General features: G+C 59.6%; 15 protein-coding genes. 8 read left to right on the forward strand and 7 right to left on the reverse strand.

Features of this window, described 5'->3' with window-relative positions:
- Nucleotide 1 precedes the first annotated feature (1 nt).
- Nucleotides 2–943 (reverse strand): VOC family protein, encoded by a 942-nt coding sequence (locus F8N44_RS03915; protein WP_150649387.1) that lies wholly within the window; start codon nucleotides 941–943, stop codon nucleotides 2–4.
- Nucleotides 944–1,200: 257 nt separating this feature from the next.
- On the opposite strand from F8N44_RS03915, the gene F8N44_RS03920 reads away from it, so the two are divergent.
- From F8N44_RS03920 to F8N44_RS03935, 4 genes are all read left to right on the forward strand, one after another.
- Entirely contained in the window at nucleotides 1,201–2,163 is a 963-nt protein-coding gene (locus tag F8N44_RS03920; protein WP_007910238.1) for a LysR family transcriptional regulator, read from the forward strand.
- A gap of 59 nt (nucleotides 2,164–2,222) precedes the next feature.
- Nucleotides 2,223–3,380 carry an alpha/beta hydrolase family protein gene (locus F8N44_RS03925; RefSeq protein WP_150649388.1) on the forward strand — a complete coding sequence of 386 codons (1,158 nt, stop codon included), beginning with the start codon at nucleotides 2,223–2,225 and terminating at the stop codon, nucleotides 3,378–3,380.
- A gap of 188 nt (nucleotides 3,381–3,568) precedes the next feature.
- Nucleotides 3,569–4,918, forward strand: coding sequence for a metal-dependent hydrolase family protein (locus tag F8N44_RS03930; RefSeq protein WP_150649389.1), 1,350 nt, complete (start codon nucleotides 3,569–3,571; stop codon nucleotides 4,916–4,918).
- Between the two features lie 11 nt (nucleotides 4,919–4,929).
- Nucleotides 4,930–5,376, forward strand: a complete 447-nt coding sequence (locus F8N44_RS03935; RefSeq protein ID WP_150649390.1) for a GlcG/HbpS family heme-binding protein — start codon at nucleotides 4,930–4,932, stop codon at nucleotides 5,374–5,376.
- Here the strand turns inward: F8N44_RS03935 and F8N44_RS03940 are convergent.
- Both F8N44_RS03940 and F8N44_RS03945 read right to left on the reverse strand, forming a co-directional pair.
- Nucleotides 5,361–6,296, reverse strand: a complete 936-nt coding sequence (locus F8N44_RS03940) for a LysR family transcriptional regulator (RefSeq protein WP_150649391.1) — start codon at nucleotides 6,294–6,296, stop codon at nucleotides 5,361–5,363. The genes F8N44_RS03935 and F8N44_RS03940 overlap by 16 nt on opposite strands.
- A 188-nt stretch (nucleotides 6,297–6,484) precedes the next feature.
- On the reverse strand, nucleotides 6,485–6,733 hold the full coding sequence (locus tag F8N44_RS03945; RefSeq protein WP_150649392.1) for a CsbD family protein: 249 nt from the start codon (nucleotides 6,731–6,733) through the stop codon (nucleotides 6,485–6,487).
- A gap of 203 nt (nucleotides 6,734–6,936) precedes the next feature.
- On the opposite strand from F8N44_RS03945, the gene F8N44_RS03950 reads away from it, so the two are divergent.
- Nucleotides 6,937–7,749, forward strand: a complete 813-nt coding sequence (locus F8N44_RS03950; RefSeq protein ID WP_150649393.1) for a DUF1206 domain-containing protein — start codon at nucleotides 6,937–6,939, stop codon at nucleotides 7,747–7,749.
- Between the two features lie 78 nt (nucleotides 7,750–7,827).
- Here F8N44_RS03950 and F8N44_RS03955 read toward each other — a convergent pair whose 3' ends face one another.
- The 4 genes from F8N44_RS03955 to F8N44_RS03970 form a co-directional block, all read right to left on the reverse strand.
- A complete protein-coding gene (locus tag F8N44_RS03955) occupies nucleotides 7,828–10,227 on the reverse strand; it encodes a TonB-dependent receptor (protein WP_150649394.1) in 2,400 nt (799 codons plus the stop codon).
- A 67-nt stretch (nucleotides 10,228–10,294) separates the two neighbouring features.
- Complete coding sequence (locus F8N44_RS03960) at nucleotides 10,295–11,257, reverse strand: FecR domain-containing protein (protein ID WP_150649395.1); 963 nt, start codon at nucleotides 11,255–11,257, stop codon at nucleotides 10,295–10,297.
- Complete coding sequence (locus F8N44_RS03965; protein ID WP_150649396.1) at nucleotides 11,248–11,766, reverse strand: sigma-70 family RNA polymerase sigma factor; 519 nt, start codon at nucleotides 11,764–11,766, stop codon at nucleotides 11,248–11,250. Before F8N44_RS03965 ends, F8N44_RS03960 begins: the two co-directional genes overlap by 10 nt.
- 87 nt (nucleotides 11,767–11,853) lie before the next feature.
- Nucleotides 11,854–12,753 carry a helix-turn-helix domain-containing protein gene (locus tag F8N44_RS03970; protein WP_150649397.1) on the reverse strand — a complete coding sequence of 300 codons (900 nt, stop codon included), beginning with the start codon at nucleotides 12,751–12,753 and terminating at the stop codon, nucleotides 11,854–11,856.
- Nucleotides 12,754–12,915: 162 nt separating this feature from the next.
- Between F8N44_RS03970 and F8N44_RS03975 the strand changes: the two genes are divergently transcribed.
- The 3 genes from F8N44_RS03975 to F8N44_RS03985 all read left to right on the forward strand — a co-directional run bounded on the left by F8N44_RS03975 (nucleotide 12,916) and on the right by F8N44_RS03985 (nucleotide 16,834).
- A complete protein-coding gene (locus F8N44_RS03975) occupies nucleotides 12,916–14,274 on the forward strand; it encodes a glutamine synthetase family protein (protein ID WP_150649398.1) in 1,359 nt (452 codons plus the stop codon).
- A 173-nt stretch (nucleotides 14,275–14,447) separates the two neighbouring features.
- Nucleotides 14,448–15,536: a polyamine ABC transporter substrate-binding protein gene (locus tag F8N44_RS03980; protein ID WP_150649399.1), complete on the forward strand. Its 1,089-nt coding sequence runs from the start codon at nucleotides 14,448–14,450 to the stop codon at nucleotides 15,534–15,536.
- Nucleotides 15,533–16,834, forward strand: a complete 1,302-nt coding sequence (locus F8N44_RS03985) for an NAD(P)/FAD-dependent oxidoreductase (protein ID WP_150649400.1) — start codon at nucleotides 15,533–15,535, stop codon at nucleotides 16,832–16,834. The genes F8N44_RS03980 and F8N44_RS03985 overlap by 4 nt, the downstream gene beginning before the upstream one ends.
- The last annotated feature ends 166 nt before the right edge of the window (nucleotides 16,835–17,000 follow it).

A 17,000-nucleotide genomic window follows, 5' to 3' on the forward strand; every position in this document is an offset into this window, starting at 1 on the left:
TTCAACCGAGTTTCGGCGGCGGGCCACCGGGAGCCCATTTTTCTTTGGCGCTGAACAGGAACAGCTGCGAGTTATCCGCCGACAGCGGCGCGCGACGGGCCTCCCAGGCGTCATCGTGCTTGTCCATGTCGGCGTCGTATTCAATGTGGCAGCCCAGCGGACTGTTGAAGTACCAGAACCAGTTGGAGCCAAACAGGTGACGGCCCGGGCCCCAGAAACTGGTCCAGCCTTTTTGCTCGAAACGCGTCCCGGCCAGCAGTACTTCGGTGCCACTGCCCATGTGGAAGGTGAAGTGTTCGCAGCCCTTCATGTGCGGTGGGGTCTGGATCATGAACAGGCAATGGTGATCATCAGAGCCTGCCGGGCGCATGAACGGCCCGGCGCCAATGAAGGTGTCGGTGGTGCGAAAACCCAGACGCTCGGCGTAGAACGCTTCTGCTTTCGCTGCGTCGGGCACGAAATACACCACGTGCGACAAAGTGCGCGGGACAGCGCCCATATCGAGGGTAATGCCCGGCTGGTTAAACGGCCGCTGTGGCGCATGGCCGGCGGCGTTGGTCAGGTCATCCGGCGCGCTGTAAGGCTTGCGTACGCTGACCTGAAAAGCGATGGCGAAACCCATGTCGTCAACGCTGTGCAGCACGCCGTGCTGATCACGACGGACGCTACGATCACGGGCCAGCTCATCTTCGATGGCATCCAGATCGCTGATCGCAGCGACCCCGTAGACCGTCTCGCGAATCGACGGCGCCGGGCCGATCGCCGCCGGCAAATCAGGATCGTCGGCTCGACGGATAATCACCGCGGTGCCATCCAGCGCTTCGAAACGCCCGCCGTTGCTGTCAACGCCGACCGGCGCAAGGCCGTAGTCGCGCAGGCAATCGGTGCAGGCTTGAATGTCATCGACGCCAAAAATCAGGGCATCAAGGCCAATGATGTTCATGGCTTACCACTCCATTGAAATTATGATCCGGTGACTGTCGCCATGGGCGCCTTGCAGCGCGCCGGGCCTGACTGGAAACCGGTGGTGGTGTCGGCTGCAGGGCCGACTGCGGCGAAGATTGGCGCAAGGGCTGACAGCTGACTAATCGCGAGTCGGGATGCGACCTATCGGCAAACGCGATACCTGCAACGAAGGTTGACGTGTCGATGGATTCGTTCGAATGTATTGCGAAAATAAATACAAAAACGGACCTGCCCATGCGTTTCAACCATCTGGATCTGAACCTGCTGGTCGCGCTCGATGTGTTGCTCGAAGAGCAGAACATCACCCGCGCTGCCGAACGCCTGCACATGACCCAATCCGCCACCAGCGGTGTGCTCGCCCGTTTGCGCACCTACTTTGAGGATGAGTTGCTGGTGCAGGTGGGACGCAAGATGCAGCCCACGCCCTATGCCACGGAACTGGCCAAACCGGTGCGTGAAGTCCTGCTGACGATCCAGTCATCAATCACCGCCAAACCGGTGTTCGACCCGGCCACCAGCAAGCGTCATTTTCGCTTGGTGACCTCGGACTATCTGATCAGCGTGCTGTTCGCCCAAGTGATCCAGAACATTCATCAGCAAGCGCCCAACATCACTTTCGAAATGCTTGGCCCCAGCGACAATTCCGGCGAGTTGCTGGTACGTGGTGAGGTCGATCTGATGATTGTTCCCGAGCGCTACATCATCGAAGGCCACCCTTCACGCCTGCTGTTCGAAGAAGAACACGTGTGCGTGGTCTGGCAAGGCAATACGCAAGTCGGCGACACCCTGACCCTTGAGCAATACATGGAGATGGGCCATGTCTCGGTGGGATTTGGCCGTACCCGGCACATGAGCATCGAAGAATGGTTCATGAATCAATACGGCTTCAATCGGCGCATTGAAGTGATCACCAGCGACTTCAATACCCTGCCGCAACTGATTGTCGGCACGCAGCGCATCGCCACGATGCACCAACGTCTGGCGAACCTCTACGCGCACTATCTGCCGCTGCGCATCCTGCCGCCACCGGTGAAAATTCCGGTCATGCGCGAGTACATGTTGTGGCACCGCAGCGTTGACGGCGACCCGATGCACCGCTGGCTGCGCGAGCGCATCAGCGAATCCATCCAGCATCTGCAACACGTGCCCATCGTATCTCGCGATACCTCGTATCCGCCGTCACGATTGGCCAATTAGTCGGGTGATCCTTAACGTGCCTTGGGAATGCCAAGGCAACCATAAGGACAACAATAATCATGTTTCGCTATTTCCCGACCAACTACGTTTGGAATCTCTCTGTCGACCTGGCCATTGAAATGGGCGCCCGCATGGGCGAAATCGAAGCGATGTGTGCCCCGCTGCAAGAGGCGGCCAAGCAGCCGGACGCGGCCGGCACCCGCGCCTTTCGCGAAACCTGGGCGAAAATGGCCGACAAGCTTTGCGGTCTGGCTGAGGAAGACGAAGGCAATGGCCGGATGCTCTCGGCTGGCGAAAAATACAACCGCGCCGCCACTTACTATTTGACCTGCGAGCGTCTGCAAGCCCATGGTGCGCCAGGCCGTACCGAGCTGTATCAGCGTTTTCTGCAGACCTTCAAACGCGGCATCGAACTGTCGCGTGAAAACTGCGAACGGGTGGAAATCCCTTACGAGGGCAAACATCTTTCCGGCTTGCTCGTACGCGCCGAAGGCGTCGAGGGTCCGGCGCCGATACTGGTGCAGGTCAACGGTCTGGACTCGACCAAAGAAATGAAATACCGCGTGGGACTGCCTGCGTGGCTGGCGAAACGCGGCATCTCTTCGCTGATCATCGACCAGCCCGGCACCGGCGAAGCGCTGCGCCTGCATGGCCTGACCGCACGATTCGACAGTGAACACTGGGCCAGTCGTGTGGTGGATTGGCTGGAAACCCGAAGCGACATCGATGCCAAACGTATCGGTCTGGAAGGCGTCTCGTTGGGCGGTTATTACTGCCCGCGCGCGGTTGCATTCGAACCACGCTTCGCCTGCGGCGTAGTCTGGGGCGCCAACCATGACTGGCGTGATGTGCAAAAGCGTCGACTGGAAAAGGAAGGCAGCTTCCCGGTGCCGCACTACTGGGCGCACGTGTGCTGGGTATGGGGCGCCAAGGACGTCGAAGAGTTCATGACCATCGCCGAAAACGTCCACCTCGATGGCGTGCTCGATCGGATCAAGGTGCCCTTCCTCGTCACCCACGGTGAGCAGGATTCGCAGATTCCATTGAAGTGGGCGCATCGCACCTACGAACAACTGGTCAACAGTCCAAAATGTGAACTGAAAATCTTCACCGAACGTGAAGGTGGCGTGCAGCATTCGAGCTTCGACAACAGCATCAATGCCGGGCAATACATTGCTGACTGGGTTGCTGAAACCCTCGGCGGTCGCACCGCTTGATCCACTGAAAAACACGCCATAAAAAACGCCGGACAATCTTTCGATTGTCCGGCGTTTTGCATTAACGGATTCAAGCGCTGGCGCAGCTATTGATGCCGTCAATACGCAGCCATCGATGCAATCTGCTGGTCGTCCCCTCGCCTGCTCTCTAGCCTCTCTTTGCAGAACAATCACAGAGCGAAGACGCCATGACTGCCCTGCACCTGAAATGCCAGACCCTGTTTGACGGCACCGGACTGCAAACCCGCCAACAACAGACATTGATCGTCGAAAACGGCTTGCTCAGTTACGTCGGCGCTACCGCGTTGGCACCCGCTCCCCAGCCAGGCGATACACAGGTGGATGCGGGGGATGATTTCGTGATGCCGGGGCTGGTGGATGTGCACACGCATCTGGCCTTCGGCAACGCGCAAAGCGAAGAAGACATTGATCTGTGGACCAGCGACGAATTTCGCGCATTGCGCGGGATGTTCTTCGCGCAACACGTGCTGGCTGCCGGCGTCACCAGCATGGTCTGCCCCGGTGACAGCGGCCAGCTCAGCATCGCCGTGCGCAATGCGGTGACCGCTGGTTTGTTCGAAGGGCCGAGGATCGCAGCCAGCAGCCGCGTCATCACCAACCGCCAGAGTCTCAATGACTGGTTCCCGAGTCGGGTCGGCGCTCCGGAGTACTTCACCGCGCAGTTGGTCACCAGCCGTAGCGACGCCCTCGCGGAGATCCGCAAGCAGGCCAAGGATGGCGTTGACCTGATCAAGATCGCCATGGACGGCACGCACCGCCGCCCCAACGGCGAAATCATTGCGGCCTTCACCGCCGACGAAACCTTCGAAATGGTTGAGGAAGCGCATCGTCTGGGCTGCAAGGTCGCCACCCATGCCTATGGGCGCGAAGCTGTGATGTACGCGGCGCGTGCAGGCGTTGATCTGGTTTTCCACGCCTTTTACATGGACGACGCGTGCATCGAAGCGTTGCTCGAGGCCGGTAGCATCCTTGCCCCGACCATGACGTTCCCGCAGAACACCGTGGATTTCTGTCAGCCCCACGATCCGGCGATCAGCACGGGTTATGCCGGTTATTGTGCACGCACACTGGAAGTCGGTTCGGCGGTGCTCAAACGCGCCAAAGCGGCCGGCGTACCGTTTGCCTGCGGCAGTGACAGCGGTTTTGCGGTGACGCCCTATGGCGAATGGCATGCGCGCGAACTGGAGCTGTTGGTCACGCGCCTGGGATTCACTCCGGCCGAAGCGTTATACGCAGCGACGGCTGTCGGTGCGCGCTGTATGCCGCGCGGTGAAACCCTCGGCTCGCTGCAGGTGGGCAAGCAGGCAGACTTCCTCGTGCTTGATGGTTCACCGCTGGATGACATCCGCCTCCTTCAGGATCGTTCGCGCCTGAAGGCCGTTTACAAGGCCGGCCAACCGGTACGCATGGATCGCAGCCCCTACAACCCCAAGCAAGTGTCCGATTTCAACTCGCTGAAATGGACCGATCTTTACACCCGTGACCGCGTGGCCCAACTGGGCAAGTGGACCGTATGAGGACAGATGCCATGCAACGACTGGATCTGCTGACTGCGACGAACATGGCCAGCGATGCCATTCGCATTGCTCGGGAAACCGGGATCAAACCTCTGGGCGTCGCGGTACTGGATGCCGCCGCCCATCCGTTGGCGGTTCTGCGCGACGAACACGCCAGCTTCCTGCGCCCGCAAATCGCCACCGGCAAGGCACGTGGCTGCCTGGGTATGGGTTTTGGCGGACGTGAATTGGCGCGGCGCGCTCAGGCCATGCCGGCGTTTTTCGACGCGATCAACAGTTTGACTGGCGGAGAGGTGATTCCCATAGCGGGCGGTGTGTTGATCCGTAATACCGAGGGCGTGGTGCTCGGGGCCATCGGCATCAGTGGCGATACCTCGGACAACGACGAGCGCTGCGCATTGCTGGCCATCGCCAAGGCCGGATTAATGGCCGACAACGGCGATCAACCAGAGGGCTGATCGAGCAACGCGGCCTGTTCCAGAAGCAGGCCGCGAAACCACTGCATGACCGGGTCATGTTCTTGATAGGGATGCCATTGCAAAACTTGAACGGCCTCGGGAAAAGCCATCGGCGCCGGATGGACGCGTAATGGATAACACTGGGCGAAGCGTTGCGCCTGTCGTCGAAACACCGTGGCAATGCGTGCGGTACCGACAATGAATTGCGGCATCAGCACAAAGCTTTCCACGGTTACCGCCACTTGCCGCTCGATTCCGAGTTCATGCAGGTGCATGGCATCCATCGCCAGGTTGTGCCCGTCGGCAAACTCGCGCACCACATGCGCCGCGGCGCGATAGTCGGCCATGCTCAGTTGCTCGGCAAACTGTGGCTGTTGCGCGCAGACGATGCAACACAGCTGGTCAGTCAGGAGCGGCATATGGGGATAGGCCGGATTCAGTCGTCGTTGCGGCACTACCACACAATCGCTGCGCCGATAATCCAGCGCTTCGCTGACGACATCACCGTCGCGCGGGACAGGCATGTCGCGCAGGCTCAAGCGAATATTCGGAGCGACCTGCGCCAAAACACGGCTGACAGCCGGAAGCAGCACGTCGGCGACATAGTCGGAGGCTACCAGAGTGATATGCCGGTCGCAGTTCGCCGGATCAAAATTCAGCGGCGCGTCGACGACTTCCCGTGTCAGCGCCAACGCTGCACGCACTTTTGGCAGCAACTCCAGACCCAGCGCAGTGGGTTCCAGGCGGCGCCCCACTTGTACCAGTAACGGGTCGTTGAAATGTTCACGCAAGCGGCCCAATGCCGAACTGGCTGCTGACTGCCCCAGACACAGACGCTCGGCCGCCCTGCTGACACTGCATTCGCTCAGCAAAGCGTCCAGCGCAACCAATAGATTAAGGTCGAGGCGTCGATATCGCATGTCGGTTCCGCTGGGGGGCGTGGGTCAGATGTTTGCCCGAGATGACGGGCATGGTCCACAACACATCCTGACCTTAACCAGCGGCTTACCGATGCACCAATCGCATGCGTCGCTGCCAGGTATCGTCAACAACGATACCTGGCACTTGCGCGAATTGACTCAGGTTGGGAACTTCCCTACACCCTGGCTCAGCGGCGCAGCAGTCGATTGACCAAGAGCAGGACGGCCGCGCCAATGGCGATTGCGGCGACGGGCTTCTCTTTAACGAACGTCGAGACGCTGTCGAGGGTATCGCCGTAGGTTTTGGTCAGTTGGCCAGCCGCTTGACGACCAGCACCTTCGGCCTCCATTGCCGAGTCCCCCATCAGTCTGCCGACTGCGCTTTGCGCCTTGCCGGCCAGCTTTTCTGCCACACCTTCTACTTGTTCGCTCTTCATGATTGATCAACCCTGCGTGTATGAGTGGGGAATGCCGACCGCCCTGTCCGAGTGGCTATCAGCACGACGTTAGGGGCGCGCGCCGGATGATTAGTTCAAAGATGATGAGTCGCAGGCGCCGGCTCCGACGGTTTTCCCTTCGCCAATAGAACCCCTTCCCGGCAGCGGGGTCTGCTCTTGCATCACTCTCGGGAATCGATCCAATGTCCACGCAACGCAGCCTTGTCATACTCGCTCGGGGAGGCTACGCCGCTCGTGGTGTGCTTTATCTGATCATCGGTATTTTTGCATTGCTGGCAGCCCATGATTCGACAAAACCCAAGGACAGCCACCGCAGCCTCGAGGCCTTGCTGGCTCAGCCATTCGGCTATTTTCTCGTTGGGATTGTCGTAGCCGGCCTGCTCGCTTTTGCCGCCTGGCGTTTCCTGCAAGCGACCCGCGATGTCGACCATCACGGTAAAAACCTCAAGGGCTTGGTGATTCGCGCCGGTCTGTTCGCCGGCGGCCTGGTCAACGGTGCTCTGGCATTCTTTGCCTTGGGCTTGCTGGTCAGCGGCATTGAAAGCTCGGGCAATTCCGGTGAGCAAAGCAATGACTGGCTGGCGCATTTTTTGTCTTGGGATTACTCGAATGGATTGGTGTACCTGATCGCGCTCATTCCTTTGGGTGTTGGCATTGCTCACATCATCAAAGGCTGGAAGGCCTCATTCGAGCGATATTTCGAGGCCGACGAAGAGGTCATGCGTTACGTCCGCCCGGTATCTCGATTCGGTCTGATCGCCCGTGGCGTCGTATTTATTGAAATTGCCGTGCTGCTGGCCGTCAGCGGTTCCGCCTATAAAGCCATGGATCCACCGGGTATGAAGGAAGCCCTCGACGCCCTGCAGAATCTGCCAGCGGGATGGCTGATATTGATGGTGATGGCCGCGGGGCTGATTGCGTTCTCGGTTTACAGTTTTTCTGAAGCGTGCTGGCGCAAGATCAATATGGATGTGCCGGGCGTCTCGAGGCAGTAGAGCGCTGCGCCTTGCTCTCGAAGCTTGTCCAGCCCGGCGATAGTGTGACTGCCCACGCTCGGTGAGCAGTGCATTCAGTCAGAAATCCACCGTGGCTGACAGCAGGTACGTCCTTGGTGTCGACAACGTCAGCCCCGGCTCACTGTCATCCGACGCCCCGGCCGAACTCCAGTAGCGTTTATCCAGCACGTTCTCGATATTGCCGCGCAAAGTGATGGTCTTGTCGTCAACCTTGAAGGCATAGCGCGTGCCCACATCAAAGCGCTCCCACGAGTCGATCTCTTTCTGGTTTGACTGATCCAGATACTGCGAACTCGAATAGATGCCCCGCGTCGTCAGCGTCAGCCCCTGCACCGTCGGCACGTCCCACTCTGCGCCCAGGTTGACGTTGTATTTCGGCGTCGCCGGTGCGCGATTGCCGTCGAAGGTGCCATTGGTGGTCTTGGTCAATTCGCTGTCGATGTACATCACACCACCAAGCAAACGGAAACCTTTGAGCGGTTCGCCGAACACGCTCAGCTCCACGCCATTGTTCTCGCGCTTGCCATTGGGGCCGAAGACTCGCGTGGTGGCGTTGGTTTCGTACGCCGGTTGCTTGATGCGGAACACTGCAGCAGTCAACGCGTAGGCACCGGCGTCGTATTTGGCCCCCACTTCAACCTGGCGGCTGATAAATGGCGGGAAGATTTCGTCCTCGTTGATGGAGGTCGACGGCGCGATTTTGCCTTGGCTCAAGCCTTCCATGTAGTTGGCGTACAACGACAGTTTGTCAGTTGCCTTGAACAGAATCCCGCCCGATGGCGAGACCTTCTCTTCGTCGTAAGCCGTGTCGCCTTTGACGTCATCGCTCCAGTCGTCGACTTTCACCCGCTGCCAGCGAGCGCCGAGGGTCAGCAGCAATCGATCGTCGAAAAAGCCCAGGGTGTCGGACAGCGCCACGCCGCTGAAGCGGTTTTCGGTATAGACCTTGGCGTCATTGCGTGTCGGCGTGCCGGGTTTCGCCGTTTCCACCGGGTCATACAGATTGCTGCGCCCTGCCGCGTAACGCGCGCCACCATTCTCGAAATCCATGTAGAAGTAGCTGGCCGCGAGGTTGACCTCATGGCTCACCGGCCCGGTATGGAACCAGTTGCGCACGCCGGTCGTGGCAGTGCGCACGTTTTCGTCGCGGGTGAAGTCGCGCGGCAGTACGCTGAAATCACCGGCATCGTTGGTGACGGAAACGGCGTGGCGCAAGAAGTCATGATTACTTTTGCGCGCGCCGACGCCGCCGTACAGCATCACCGAATCATTGACGTCGAACTCGGCGTTGAGCGTGCCGAAGGTGTCCTCGGTTTTCGCCTGAGTCCACGGTTGCGCGTAGTTGCGATGCACCTTGTTCGCGCTCGGAACCTTGGCATTGGCCGCGACCTGCACGCGCTCCTGCGGCGCGTCGGTGTCGCGTTCGGTGTGACCGATATCGGTCGAAAGTCGCAAGCGCTCACCGCGAAAATCCAGGCCGAGTACGGCCATGTCACGGTCGACGCTCTGGTGATCCCACTCGGTATCACCGGATTGTTTGACGCCGTTGAAGCGCAGGCCGAACTGATTGTCCTCACCGAACCGCCGGCCGACATCCACCGCGCCGCCGACCTGATTGTTCGACGCATAATTGGCCGTCAGCGAGGTGATCGGTTTGTCGGTGGCTCGCTTGGGCACCACGTTGATCCCCCCGCCTACGCTGCCCCGCGGCGAAATGCCGTTGATGAGCTGGCTCGGGCCTTTGATGATATCCACACGATCGGCCATTTCCATGTCAATGGTGTACGTCGGCAGCACGCCATAGAGCCCGTTGTACGCCACGTCGCTGTTGAACAGGCTGAAACCACGGATGGTGAACTGCTCGTAGCGGCCACCGGCCGGGTTGGTTGCACGCACCGAAGGGTCGCTGGCGATCAGATCGCCCAGCGTGCGTGCCTGCTGGTTTTTCACGGCTTCGCTGGTGTAGGTGGTCATGCTGAACGGGGTTTCCATGAAGTCTTTCGACCCCAGCAAACCCTGCGAGCCACGCCGCGCGACTTGGCCGCCGGCAAACACATCGGCATCGCTGGAACCGGTGGCACCGAGAATCGACGTCGGCGCCAGTTGCAGGCTGCCGGCCTCCGCCGCTGGCACCAGGGTGTAAGCGTGTTCGCCTAGCGGTTGCAGTTGCAAGCCAGAACCGAGCAACAAGCGGGTGAACCCCTCCTCCACGCCAAACTCGCCGGACAAACCGTTGCTGTTGCGCCCGCTGACCAGCGCCGGATCGACCGACAGATTGACCCCGGCCAATCCGGCAAACCGCGTCAACGCTGCACTCAGGCTGCCGGCCGGCACCTGATAACTGCGCCGGGCATCTTCGGCCCAGCTCGACTGGATCAACACAGGGTTGGCACTCAGGCTCAGCAGGAGGCTCAACTGCAACAACGGACGCAAACGACTTGGGAATACTGCGGGCATTGGAAGAAGCTCTCGATTTTGTTCACTTACCTGCAATGACCGGTGAGGCGAAAAAAAGGGACAGACTTCAACCAGTTTTTTCTGAGGGGGGAATGTGTCGAGGCGTGAGAGACACCCAGAACCGCGTACGCGTATGAACGTCGATCGGCAGGCTCGCCGCGAGCAGTGCGAGGATTTGATCAGTATTGTCGAGGCGGAAACTGCCGGTGATGCGCAACGCTTCCAACGCCGAATCCCAGCGCAACAGCCCCGAACGATAGCGACTCAGCTCGCGCAAGAAGTCTCCCAGCGCTTGGTTCTGCGCCATCAACACGCCGTCACGCCAGCCCGGCATTAACGCATCGAATGCTTTGACCGAACCTGCGCCAGACGCTTGCAGGCTGACTTGCTGTCCTTGATTCAACACCAGCGCGGGTCCGTGCAACGGCTGTAACTGCACCGTCCCGCTGACCACCGAAACATTGCAATCACGCTCATTGAGACGCACGCACACTTCGCTGCGGCTGACGATGATCCGGCCGTAAGGCGCGTTGATAGTCAGCGCCGAACTGCCCGGAACGTTGAGCGCTATCTCGCCACGCACCAGCGTCAATTGCCGTCCCGGCAGATCGACATTCACTGCGCTGGCGGTGTTCAGTTGTAACGAACTGCCGTCACCCAACGACAAACGCTGGCGCTCTCCAGTGCTGGTGTGCAGATCTGCACGCCATACATCCATCGGCAATTGTCGACTGATCAGCCACGCTGCCGGCACCAACGCGGCGAGACCGAGCGCACGTTTCAGCGCCGCGCGACGCGCCAGATCCGGACGATCCAGCGTGGCCATGGCCAACGCCGCCGGCACAGCGGAAAAGCGTTGGCGCAACAGCTGGATCTTCTGCCAGGCATTTTCATGACGACTGTCACTGTTGCGCCAATGCTGCAGCCGTGCGTGATCATCATCCGTGGCATCGCCCGATTCGAGCAGCGCCAGCCATTGCGCGGCGGCGCGTGCCACTTCGCGCACTTCTGCGTTGGGCGCTACGCGCATGCTAGATCCAACATCAAGCAATTCTCGTAAGCCTGCGCCATATAACGTTTTATTGTGCGTTCGGAGACCTGCAGGCGCTCGGCGATTTCGCGATAACCGAGGCCTTCAAGCTGACTCCATAAAAACGCCCGACGCACCGCTCGCGGCAAACCATCGAGCAGCTCATCCAGCGCTTGCAGGGTTTCCAACAGCAGCCAACGTTGCTCCGGCGACGGCACGCATTCTTCGGGCAATTGCGCGAGGGCTTCGAGATAGGCTTTTTCCAGACTGCGGCGGGTGTAGAAATTGCTCAGCAGGCGTTTGCCCACGGTCAGCAGATACGCGCGCGGCTCGCGCATGTCGGCGATCGGTTGCGCACTGCAGAGTACGCGCAGGAAGGTGTCCTGGCTCAAATCCGCCGCATCCCACGCATTGCCCATGCGCCGCCGCAGCCAGGTTTCCAGCCAGCCTCGGTGATCGCGATAGAGTTCGTGCAGGTGCTGCGGCGATGGCGTCGCTGCTTCAGTCATCTCAAGAGTCCTGCGCGATGTCAGTTTCAAATGAGAGTGATTCTATTTAACTTGCGCGCCGACACAAAGCCTTTTTATCCACGGCATTCATGAGCGCTTCAACGTCTCGCTCGGCAACTCCTTGAACAACGCCCGGTAACTGCTTGAAAACCTTCCCAAATGCCAGAACGACCAGTGCATCGCCACCTCGGCCACCGTAGTTTCCGTCGGCCGGCGCTTGAGCAGTTCGCGGTGTGCGCTGTTCAACCGGCGCAGGCGCAGCCAGTGACTCGGGGTCATCCCGGTGTAGGCCTTGAACGCCTGTTGCAATTGCCGCAACGGCACCCCGGCCACTTGGGAAAGCTCCAGCAGATTGACCGTGTCTTCCGGCGAATCCGCCGCCCACTCTCCAACCCGTTTCATGATCATTCGTTCTTCGGTACGACGCTGTAGGCCACCGCGATCGAGGCTGGTATGGGCGTTGTCGAGAATGTACAGACAGTCTTCGAGCAGTTGCTTTGTCAGCGCATCTTTATCAAGCGGATCAACAGCTTGCGACACCTTCGTGAGAATCGAGCTTAACCAGCGACTGAACAAAGCGTTCTGCCCGCAATTGAGTTGGGTCATGAACAACCCTTCGAGTTTCGCCACATTCAAACCATGCTGACGGACAAAATCCGGACCGAACACCACGGCGATTTCCTGGTAGTTCTCCGGGGTGATCCAGATGTTGCGGCTGTCTTCATTGAGCAGGTACAGCGCGTTGTCGCTGCGATCAAAACAGAACGCCAGCGCACCCGATGGCGCGCTGAAATTCTGCTCGACCCGGGTGTTCATCTGCTCTTCATAGACCTCGACACCCTGCAGATCCAGATAGCGGATCTGCCCGGCGAAATGGCCCGGCGACATCTGTTGGTAATGCTGGACCCAGCCCGGTGTGGCGCGGATTTGCTCGGCCACATCGGCGGTGTTGAACGCTTGGACGTGTAGCGGATTGCACGTTGTCATGGGGTGACCTTGCGCACTCTTTTGGTGCGCTTTGGTGCTGCTTAAAGTGGATAGATGGAACTGCAAGGCTCGCCCAAGATAGTCGTCAACACGCCACAGGGGAAGGGGCGGAAGATGAAACCCGCCCTCCCCGGCGTCTATAAAACCAATAACGAGGTCTTTATGAATGCCCCTTTCGATCAGCTGTTCACGTGGCTGAAAGATCACAAGATTACCGAAGTTGAATGTGTGGTCAGCGACCTGACCGGCATTGCCCGCGGCAAGATCGCACCGACCAACAAGTTCCTGCATGAGCGAGGCATGCGCCTGCCGGAGAGTGTGCTGCTGCAAACGGTAACCGGGGATTTTGTCGACGACGACATCTACTACGACCTGCTCGATCCTGCCGACATCGACATGGTCTGCAAGCCCGTGGCTGACGCGGTCTACGTGATTCCATGGGCGATCGAACCGACCGCCATCGTCATCCACGACACCTTCGACAAGTTCGGCAACCCGATCGAACTGTCGCCGCGCAACGTGCTGAAGAAAGTCTTGCAGCTGTACACCGACAAAGGCTGGAAGCCGATTGTGGCGCCGGAAATGGAGTTCTACCTGACCCAGCGCTGTGAAGACCCGGACCTGCCGCTGAAGGCACCGCTGGGCCGCTCGGGCCGCGCGGAAAGTGGCCGGCAGTCGTTCTCCATCGATGCCGCCAACGAATTTGATCCATTGTTCGAAGACGTCTACGACTGGTGCGAACTGCAAGGCCTGGACCTCGACACGCTGATCCACGAAGACGGCCCGGCGCAGATGGAAATCAACTTCCGCCACGGTGATGCGCTGGATCTGGCTGACCAGATCACCGTGTTCAAACGCACCATGCGTGAGGCAGCGCTCAAGCACAACGTCGCCGCGACCTTCATGGCCAAGCCGATCGGCGATGAGCCGGGCAGCGCCATGCACATTCACCAGAGCGTGGTGGACATCGCCACTGGCAAACCGATTTTCGCCAATGCCGACGGGCAGATGAGCGAGCTGTTCCTGCATTACATCGGCGGTTTGCAGAAGTACATTCCGAAAGTGCTGCCGATGTTCGCGCCGAACGTCAACTCGTTCCGCCGCTTCCTGCCGGACACCTCAGCACCGGTCAACGTCGAATGGGGCGAAGAAAACCGCACCGTCGGCCTGCGTGTACCGACGTCCAGCCCGGAAGCCATGCGCGTGGAAAACCGCCTGCCGGGCGCCGATGCCAACCCGTATCTGGCGATCGCCGCGAGTCTGCTCTGCGGTTACATCGGCATGGTCGAAGCCATCGAACCGAGCGCCGCCGTACAAGGCCGCGCCTACGAACGCCGTAACTTGCGTTTGCCGATCACCATCGAAGAAGCGCTGACGCAAATGGAAGAATGCGAAACCGTCGCGCAATACCTTGGCGACAAGTTTGTCCGTGGCTATGTCGCGGTGAAGCGTGCCGAGCATGAAAACTTCAAGCGCGTGATCAGCTCGTGGGAGCGTGAGTTTCTGATGCTGAGCGTCTAACTCAAATCTGCACAAATCCCTGTGGGAGCGAGCCTGCTCCGGGCGGCGTTCCGACGAAGGCGTCAGCACAGTCACCATTGATGTTGCCTGACCCACCGCTTTCGCGAGCAGGCTCGCTCCCACAAGGGAATAGCGAACCACCTGAAAAATCCAACAATTTAAGAGGTGTCGAAATGCGTCTATTGAAAACCATGGTTCCCGCCGCTCTGGCCCTGATGTGCAGCATCGGAGCCCAAGCCCAACCTCAGGTCAGCGTCTACAACTGGACCGACTACATCGGCGAAACCACCCTCGCCGACTTTCAGAGCCAAAGCGGGATCAAGGTGATCTACGACGTTTTCGACTCCAACGAAACCCTCGAAGGCAAACTGCTCGCCGGCCGCACCGGGTATGACGTGGTGGTGCCGTCCAACCACTTTCTCGCGCGTCAGGTAAAGGCCGGCGCATTTCTCAAACTTGATCGCTCGCAATTGCCGAACTTCAAGAACCTCGACCCGAAACTGCTCGAACTGCTACAGAAAAACGACCCGGGCAACGAGCACTCGGTGCCGTACCTGTGGGGCACTAACGGCATCGGTTACAACGTCGACAAGGTCAAGCAAGTGCTGGGCATCGATCATATCGATTCCTGGGCCGTACTGTTCGAGCCTGAGAACCTGAAAAAACTCAGCCAGTGCGGCGTGTCGATGATGGACTCCGCCGACGAAGTCTTCCCTGCCGTGCTCAATTACATGGGCATGGACCCACGCAGCGAAAACCCCGAAGACTATAAAAAGGCTGAAGCGAAACTGCTGAGCATTCGCCCGTACATCACCTATTTCCATTCCTCGAAATACGTGTCCGACCTGGCCAACGGTGATATTTGCGTAGCCTTCGGTTATTCCGGCGACGTGTTCCAGGCCGCCAACCGCGCCAAGGAAGCCAAGAACGGCGTGAACATCGCCTACGCGATTCCAAAGGAAGGCGCTAACCTCTGGTTCGATTTGTTGGCGATCCCGGCTGATGCGAGCAACACCAAAGAAGCCCACGCCTTCATCAATTACCTGCTCGATCCACAAGTGATCGCCAAGGTCAGCGCTTCGGTCGGTTACGCCAACCCGAACCCGGCCGCCAAGCAGTACATGGATCCGGAGCTGGTCAACAATCCAGAGGTTTACCCACCTCAAGCAGTGCTCGACAAACTCTATATTTCTACCACCCCGCCCCAAGCGATCATGCGTCTGATGACCCGGTCCTGGAGCAAAGTGAAGTCGAACAAATGAATCAGTACACCCAGGAACACGCTCGCTCCTATTACGCCGCTTCGGCCCGGGCGAGCACACCTTATCCGCTTTTGGACGGTGACTTGACCGCCGATGTCTGCGTGATCGGCGGCGGGTTCACCGGGGTCAACACCGCCATCGAACTGGCTCAGCGCGGATTGTCGGTGGTGTTGATCGAAGCCCGGCGCATCGGCTGGGGTGCCAGCGGGCGCAACGGCGGTCAGTTGATTCGCGGGATTGGTCATGAGGTCGAAGGCTTCGCCAAGTATGTCGGTCAGGAAGGCGTACGCTATTTGCAGCGCGCCGGCATCGATTCGGTGGAACTGGTGCGCCAGCGCATCGGCGACAACGGTATCGAATGTGATCTGCGCTGGGGCTTCTGCGACCTGGCCAACACCCCTGCGCAGTTCGACGCCTTCAAGGACGAACTGGTCGACCTCGCCGAACTCGGCTATGCCCACGAAACCCGTCTGATCGGCCCGGAGCAGGTCCGCCAGCAAGTGGTCAACTCCGACATTTATGCCGGCGGCCTGGTGGACATGGGTTCCGGTCACTTGCATCCGCTGGATCTGGTGCAAGGCGAAGCGCGACTGGCAGCCTCGCTGGGGGTGCGGATCTTCGAACAGAGCGAGGTGCTGGAAATCATCCACGGCGCGACCGTGCAGGTGCGTTGCGCAACCGGCACCGTGCGCGCCGGCAGTCTGGTGCTCGGCTGCAATGCGCATCTGGACGAACTCGAACAGCAACTCAGTGGCAAGGTGCTGCCGGCCGGCAGTTACATCATCGCCACTGAGCCGTTGTCCGAGGCACGCGCCACGCAACTGATCCCGCACAATCTGGCGGTGTGCGACCAGAAAGTCGGCCTTGATTACTACCGGCTCTCGGCCGATCGGCGCTTGTTGTTCGGCGGTGCCTGCCACTATTCCGGCCGCGATCCGGCGGACATCGCCGCGTACATGCGGCCGAAGATGCTCAAGGTTTTCCCGCAACTGGCGGATGTGCGCATCGATTACCAGTGGGGCGGCAAGATCGGCATCACCGCCAACCGCTTCCCGCAGGTCGGCCGGCTCAAACAGCACCCGAACGTGTTCTACGCGCAGGGCTATTCCGGCCATGGCCTGAACGTCACGCACTGGTGCGCGAAGCTGCTCGGCGAGGCGATTCATGCCGGCCACAGCCAGGGCATGGACGTGTTCAGCGGCGTGCCGCATATGACCTTCCCCGGCGGCCCGGCCCTGCGCTCGCCACTACTGGCACTGGGCATGTTCTGGTATCGCCTGCGGGAAATGCTCGGATAACCGTAATCCGCGCCGAACACCATGCCTCTGTAGGAGCTGCCGAAGGCTGCGATCTTTTGATCCTGAAAAATCAAGATCAAAAGATCGCAGCCTCGTTTCACTCGACAGCTCCTACAGATTCCATGACGTATGCCCCGTACACATTTGCTCTATCGCCAAGCACTTC

Origin of the sequence: Pseudomonas fluorescens (genome assembly GCF_902497745.1) — a bacterium.
Lineage (GTDB): Bacteria > Pseudomonadota > Gammaproteobacteria > Pseudomonadales > Pseudomonadaceae > Aquipseudomonas > Aquipseudomonas fluorescens_BM.

Coding starts and splice junctions, on each gene's coding strand:
- F8N44_RS03915 (WP_150649387.1), bottom strand. CDS start 943: ATGAACATCATTGGCCTTGATGCCCTGATTTTTGGCGTCGATGACATT.
- F8N44_RS03920 (WP_007910238.1), top strand. CDS start 1,201: ATGCGTTTCAACCATCTGGATCTGAACCTGCTGGTCGCGCTCGATGTG.
- F8N44_RS03925 (WP_150649388.1), top strand. CDS start 2,223: ATGTTTCGCTATTTCCCGACCAACTACGTTTGGAATCTCTCTGTCGAC.
- F8N44_RS03930 (WP_150649389.1), top strand. CDS start 3,569: ATGACTGCCCTGCACCTGAAATGCCAGACCCTGTTTGACGGCACCGGA.
- F8N44_RS03935 (WP_150649390.1), top strand. CDS start 4,930: ATGCAACGACTGGATCTGCTGACTGCGACGAACATGGCCAGCGATGCC.
- F8N44_RS03940 (WP_150649391.1), bottom strand. CDS start 6,296: ATGCGATATCGACGCCTCGACCTTAATCTATTGGTTGCGCTGGACGCT.
- F8N44_RS03945 (WP_150649392.1), bottom strand. CDS start 6,733: ATGAAGAGCGAACAAGTAGAAGGTGTGGCAGAAAAGCTGGCCGGCAAG.
- F8N44_RS03950 (WP_150649393.1), top strand. CDS start 6,937: ATGTCCACGCAACGCAGCCTTGTCATACTCGCTCGGGGAGGCTACGCC.
- F8N44_RS03955 (WP_150649394.1), bottom strand. CDS start 10,227: ATGCCCGCAGTATTCCCAAGTCGTTTGCGTCCGTTGTTGCAGTTGAGC.
- F8N44_RS03960 (WP_150649395.1), bottom strand. CDS start 11,257: ATGCGCGTAGCGCCCAACGCAGAAGTGCGCGAAGTGGCACGCGCCGCC.
- F8N44_RS03965 (WP_150649396.1), bottom strand. CDS start 11,766: ATGACTGAAGCAGCGACGCCATCGCCGCAGCACCTGCACGAACTCTAT.
- F8N44_RS03970 (WP_150649397.1), bottom strand. CDS start 12,753: ATGACAACGTGCAATCCGCTACACGTCCAAGCGTTCAACACCGCCGAT.
- F8N44_RS03975 (WP_150649398.1), top strand. CDS start 12,916: ATGAATGCCCCTTTCGATCAGCTGTTCACGTGGCTGAAAGATCACAAG.
- F8N44_RS03980 (WP_150649399.1), top strand. CDS start 14,448: ATGCGTCTATTGAAAACCATGGTTCCCGCCGCTCTGGCCCTGATGTGC.
- F8N44_RS03985 (WP_150649400.1), top strand. CDS start 15,533: ATGAATCAGTACACCCAGGAACACGCTCGCTCCTATTACGCCGCTTCG.